Annotated in this window: 7 protein-coding genes; 2 read left to right on the top strand and 5 right to left on the bottom strand. The window is 70.0% G+C overall.

Features of this window, described 5'->3' with window-relative positions:
- On the top strand, positions 1-127 hold a 127-nt coding region (locus Q0L11_RS13675), incomplete at its 5' end, for a cytochrome c1 (protein ID WP_296597957.1).
- Between the two features lie 64 nt (positions 128-191).
- Here the strand turns inward: Q0L11_RS13675 and Q0L11_RS13680 are convergent.
- Entirely contained in the window at positions 192-875 is a 684-nt protein-coding gene (locus tag Q0L11_RS13680; RefSeq protein WP_296597949.1) for an aspartyl protease family protein, read from the bottom strand.
- A gap of 171 nt (positions 876-1,046) precedes the next feature.
- On the opposite strand from Q0L11_RS13680, the gene Q0L11_RS13685 reads away from it, so the two are divergent.
- The gene (locus Q0L11_RS13685) at positions 1,047-1,514 is read left to right on the top strand and encodes a hypothetical protein (protein ID WP_296597950.1); all 468 of its coding nucleotides are present in this window, start codon (positions 1,047-1,049) and stop codon (positions 1,512-1,514) included.
- On the opposite strand, the gene Q0L11_RS13690 is transcribed toward Q0L11_RS13685, so the two are convergent.
- From Q0L11_RS13690 to Q0L11_RS13705, 4 genes are all read right to left on the bottom strand, one after another.
- Positions 1,511-2,197 (bottom strand): dienelactone hydrolase family protein, encoded by a 687-nt coding sequence (locus Q0L11_RS13690; protein ID WP_296597952.1) that lies wholly within the window; start codon positions 2,195-2,197, stop codon positions 1,511-1,513. The genes Q0L11_RS13685 and Q0L11_RS13690 overlap by 4 nt on opposite strands.
- Before the next feature lie 5 nt (positions 2,198-2,202).
- A complete protein-coding gene (locus tag Q0L11_RS13695; protein ID WP_296597953.1) occupies positions 2,203-2,874 on the bottom strand; it encodes a dienelactone hydrolase family protein in 672 nt (223 codons plus the stop codon).
- A 22-nt stretch (positions 2,875-2,896) separates the two neighbouring features.
- A complete protein-coding gene (gene ychF, locus Q0L11_RS13700; protein WP_296597954.1) occupies positions 2,897-3,994 on the bottom strand; it encodes a redox-regulated ATPase YchF in 1,098 nt (365 codons plus the stop codon).
- Between the two features lie 228 nt (positions 3,995-4,222).
- Positions 4,223-4,996, bottom strand: a 774-nt coding sequence (locus Q0L11_RS13705) for a TIGR00266 family protein (protein WP_296597956.1), incomplete at its 5' end; no start/stop codon positions are given.

A 4,996-nucleotide genomic window follows, 5' to 3' on the forward strand; every position in this document is an offset into this window, starting at 1 on the left:
CTGGGCCGCCGAGCCCAAGATGATGGAGCGCAAGCAGTTCGGCCTGGGCGCCATGGTCTACCTGCTGATCTTCACGGTGCTGCTGTACTTCAGCTACCGCCGCATCTGGCGCAACGTGGCCCACTAAGGCCGTTCGCCAGACCTGCATTCGGAAGGCCCCGGAGCGATCCGGGGCCTTTTCGTTTCGGGCTTCAGCGCACGGGATCGACGATCAGCCGCCCGGCAGGAAAGTCGAACCGCAGGCGGAAATGGGCCAGAACCTGGCCGCCCAGCACGCCCACCACCTCACCCTCGGGCTTCATCAGGCCCGCCGCCACGTCCCGCCCACGCGCGCCGCCGAAGTCCACCTCCGGCAGCCGCGCCAGCCAGGCGCCCTGCGGGTAGAGTTCCTTGGTGTCGGCTTCCGCCTGCGCCAGGTCGTCCGCCAACCGCACCGGCACGTTGGCGCCGGTGGCGACCACGAAACGGCCGGAGATCCGGTGGACGTCATCGGACACCGCCGCCCGCACCGTCGGCCGGCCGAGGTCCCAGCCCAGGTCGTAGCGGCGCCCGGCGAACCGCGGCCCCTTGCCGGCCGGCCAAACCCTCACCCGGCAGGGCGCATAGCTCACGTCCAGCACGAAGCCCTTCAACGCGTCGGCCCCGATCACGCCGGCTGCCGGCGTGGGCAGGTTCCAGGTGCGGATGTCCAGGTCCGCCACGTTCGCCGCGACGCCTCGCGCGGCCAGGCCGGCCAGCCGGACGTCACCCGTGACGGCGTCCTCGGCGATGCCGTTCGCCTGGGCCGCGGTCTCGTGCAGCGTCGTCCGCGCCGCCCCGGTGTCCAGGATGTAGTCGCCGGCGATCCCGGCCACCTCGGCTGGCACCGTGATCACGCCCCGCTCGAACCGGCAGGCGACCTCGCCCGCATGCGCCGCGCCCGCGACTCCCGCCGCCAGCGCGAAGGGAAGGGGACTCGGCAGGCGATGGGGAATCCGTCGGACCACGCCCGACCATAGCGAGTTTCCGCCTTATCGCCGCCCTGTCTTGGCCCCTACAGTGGAGGAATGCCGCATACGCCCGCCTGGCGCAGCTTCAAGCGTACCCAGGATCTCACCGTCGCCACCGCCGTGCTCATCTATGCTGGGGCCGTGGCGCACGCGTTCGGCCGGCTTCCGGGCGGGGTCGAACTGATCGCCCAGCGCACCCTGGTCTGGCCCGCCATCTTCCTCAGCCTGTCCTTCACCCTGCCGCTGCTGATCGGCCCGGTCCGCCGCCCGCTCGCGCGATACGTCTGGATGAGCTTCCAGGCGGGCTTCGGCCAGAACCTGCGCTCGATCCTCTACGGCGTGGCCCTGCTGGGTGGCGCGGCTGGCCTCATCTACTGGCAGATTTCGAACGCCGCGAACGGCGGCCGCTACCCCGCTGGCGTCTTCTCGGGCTACGCGGCCGGCATCGGCATCCTCGCGGCCCAGGCGGCCCTGGTGCGCGTCCTGGAGAAGCACCCCGAGGTGAAGCGAGAGATAGAGCTTTAGGAGGCCTCTCCGCCCCGTCCCTGACCATTGCGCGCGAACAGCGCCAGTGTCCGCAGGCGCGACAGCCGCGCGGAGTCGGCGTGGAAGCCGTTCGGCGCCACGAACGCGTGGCCGGCGTCGTAGACGTAGACCGGCAGTTCCGGGTGCGCCTCTCGAATCGCCTCCACGTCCGGCGGCGGGATCAGCTCGTCGGTCTTGCCCAGGTGCAGGATCGTCGGGACCTTTGGCGCCTCGCCCAGGTAGTCGGTGATCTGGCCGCCATAGTACGAGGCCACCGCGGTTAGCCCCGTGCAGCGCGCCGAGGCCAGCCAGGCCGTCGTCCCGCCGAAGCAGAAGCCCAGCAGGAACACCGGCGGCTGCAGCGCGTCGATCGCCGCCTGCACCGCGTCTAGCACGTCCAGGCCCCAGCCCGTGGCGCGGGCGAAGCCGTCCTGGCGGGCGTAGAGCGCCGGATCGGTGTCCTTCTCGGCGAACCCTGTCTGGAACCGGTCGAAGAGGCTGGGGACCAGCGTCTCGTACCCGTCCTCCGCGAAGCTGTCCGCCAGCTCGCGCAGGTGCGGTGTCACGCCCCATATCGCGTGGCAGATGACGAGGCCGCCGCGCCGCGCGTCGGTGGGGACCGCCCGGTAAGCGTCGAAGGCGAAGCCGTCTTTGCCGCTCCGGACCTGGACGACCTCGCCCAAGGGCCTCAAGCCTTGTCGAACAGCTCGAGCGTGCGGTGGCGGGCCAGGTCCGCCGCCTCGGCGTTGTAGCGCTCGGGGCTCTCGTTGTTGAAGCCGTGGCCGGCGCCTTCGTAGATGTAGACCGGCACGTCCGGATTGTGCTCGGCCACCGCGGCGGCCACGTCGTCGGCGGGGATGCCCGCGTCCGTACGGCCCAGGTGGACGATCGTCGGGCACAGCGGCTTCAGGGCCGCGTTCGCCTGCACCATCGAGCCGTAGTAGCTCGACGCCGCGGCCAGGCCCTCGACCTTGCAGGCCGCCAGCCAGGCCAGCGAGCCGCCGTAGCAGTAGCCCACCACGTGCACCTTGCCACCGTGCTTGCCCAGGAAGTCGCGGCAAGCGGCGATGTCGCCCAGCGCCTGCTCCAGGGGCGTCGCCCGGGCCTTCTCCAGCCCGGCTTTGATGCCCGCGTCGTCGTGCTCGGCGTGGAAATCGCGCTGCAGGCGGTCGAACAGCGCCGGGGCCAGCGCCTCGTAGCCCATCTTGGCCCACCGCTCGACGTCGGCGCGCACGTGGCGGTCGATGCCGAAGATCTCCTGGAGGACGATCACGCCCCCCTTGTGCGGCGTGAAGGCCGGCTCGTGGTACGCGCTGAACTCGAAGCCGTCGGCGCCGGCCAGCTTGATCGTCTCGGCCATCTGGTAAGCCCTCTGAACAGTTCTAGACGTTGAAGCGGAAGTTCATCACGTCGCCGTCCTGGACGACGTACTCTTTGCCTTCCTGGCGGAACTTGCCGGCCTCGCGGGCCCCGGCTTCGCCCTTCAGGCGGACGTAGTCGTCATAGGCGATGGTCTCGGCCCGGATGAAGCCCTTCTCGAAGTCGGTGTGGATCACGCCGGCCGCCTGCGGGGCGGTGTCGCCCTTGTGGATCGTCCAGGCGCGGGCCTCCTTGGGGCCGACCGTGAAATAGGTCTGCAGGCCCAGCAGGTGATAGGCCTCGCGGATCAGCTTGTTCAGGCCGGGTTCGGCCAGGCCCAGGGTCTCCAGGAACTCGGCGCGCTCGGCGGGATCGAGCATGGCCACCTCGCTCTCGATCTGGGCGGAGATCACCACATGGTCCGCGCCGTCGCGCTTGGCCCGCTCGGCCACCTGGGCCGACAGCGCGTTGCCCGTGGCGGCGGAAGCCTCGTCCACGTTGGAAACGTATAGCGCCGGCTTGGACGTCAGGAGCTGCAGCATGCGCCAGGCCTTCTCGTCCTCCTTGGACACCACGGCTTTGCGCGCGGGGCGGCCGGCGTTCAGCTCGGCCAGGGCGAGCTGCACCAGTTTCAGCGTGAGCGCGCTCTCCTTGTCGCCGGTCTTGGCGCGCTTCTCCAGGTTGACCACCCGCTTCTCGAGGCTTTCGAGGTCGGCCAGCATTAGCTCGGTCTCGATGGTCTCCAGGTCGGCCAGCGGGTCGACCTTGCCTTCCACGTGGGTGATGTCGTCGTCGATGAAGCAGCGCGCCACGAACGCCACGGCGTCGCAGTCGCGGATGTTGGCCAGGAACTGGTTGCCCAGGCCTTCGCCCTTGGACGCCCCGCGCACCAGGCCGGCGATGTCCACAAAGTTGATCCGCGCCGGAATAATCTCCTTCGACGGGATGACGGCCGCCAGCGCCTCCAGGCGCGGCTCGGGCACGGCCACGTCGCCGGTGTTCGGTTCGATGGTGCAGAACGGATAATTCGCCGCCTGGGCGGAGGCGGTCTGGGTGAGCGCGTTGAACAGCGTCGACTTGCCCACGTTCGGCAGACCGACGATGGCGACTTTGAGGGCCATGGGTAGGTGCAGTTCCTTGGAATAGAAGGCGCCGCACCTAGCATGGACGCGAGGCGGAGCGAAGACACAGCTCGCCCCTTCCACTCGTCATGGCCGGGCCTGTCCCGGCCATCCAGATACGCAGGCGATGCGGAAGATGGCGCGATCGCGACGTCGCGGCCTCCTCGGCGCCCATCGGCGTCTCTGGATCCCCGCGACGAGCCCGGGGATGACGAGCCGTCCGGGTCGTCAGTTGTTTCCCCCGATCAGGTCGCCCAGGCCGCCGAGGATCGAGCCTTCGCCGCGGTTCTGGCCGGCCCCGCCCGCGGCGGCCAGCATCCGGCCGGCGAGGCGCGAGAACGGCAGGGACTGGATCCACACCTTCCCGGGACCGCGCAGGCGGGCGAAGAACAGCCCCTCGCCGCCGAAGAACACACTCTTCACACCGCCGGCCATCACCAGGTCGAAGTCCACGGTCGGCGTATAGGCCGCGAGGCAGCCGGTATCGACGTGGATTTCCTCACCGGCCTTCAGCTCGCGCTCGACCAGCGTGCCGCCCATCTGGACGAAGACCCAGCCGTCGCCCTCCAGGCGCTGCATGATGAAGCCTTCGCCGCCGAACAGGCCGGTCATGACCCGCTTCTGGAAGGCGATGCCGAGCTGCACGCCCCGGGCCGCGGCCAGGAAGCTGTCCTTCTGGCAGATCAGCGTCCCGCCAAGGTCCGACAGCTTCAGCGGCAGGATCGCGCCCGGCGTCGGCGAGGCGAAGGCCACCCGCGCCTTGCCCTGGCCCTGGTGGGTGAAGACGGTGGTGAACAGGCTCTCGCCCGTCACCAGCCGCTTGCCGGCCCCCAGCAGGGCGCCCATGAAGCCGCCGCCCTGACCGCCAGAGCCGTCGCCGAACACCGTGGTCATGGCGACGCTGGCGTCCTTCCAGACCAACGCCCCGGCCTCGGCCACGGCGCTCTCGCCCGGATCCAGCTCGATCTCCAGGAACTGCAGCTCCTGGCCCTTGATCTCGAA

It is taken from the genome of Phenylobacterium sp. (genome assembly GCF_024508875.1).
Classification (GTDB): domain Bacteria; phylum Pseudomonadota; class Alphaproteobacteria; order Caulobacterales; family Caulobacteraceae; genus Phenylobacterium.

Excerpts from the sequence above, each read along its gene's own strand:
- Q0L11_RS13685 (WP_296597950.1), top strand. The coding sequence starts at position 1,047 with ATGCCGCATACGCCCGCCTGGCGCAGCTTCAAGCGTACCCAGGATCTC.
- Q0L11_RS13695 (WP_296597953.1), bottom strand. The coding sequence starts at position 2,874 with ATGGCCGAGACGATCAAGCTGGCCGGCGCCGACGGCTTCGAGTTCAGC.
- ychF (WP_296597954.1), bottom strand. The coding sequence starts at position 3,994 with ATGGCCCTCAAAGTCGCCATCGTCGGTCTGCCGAACGTGGGCAAGTCG.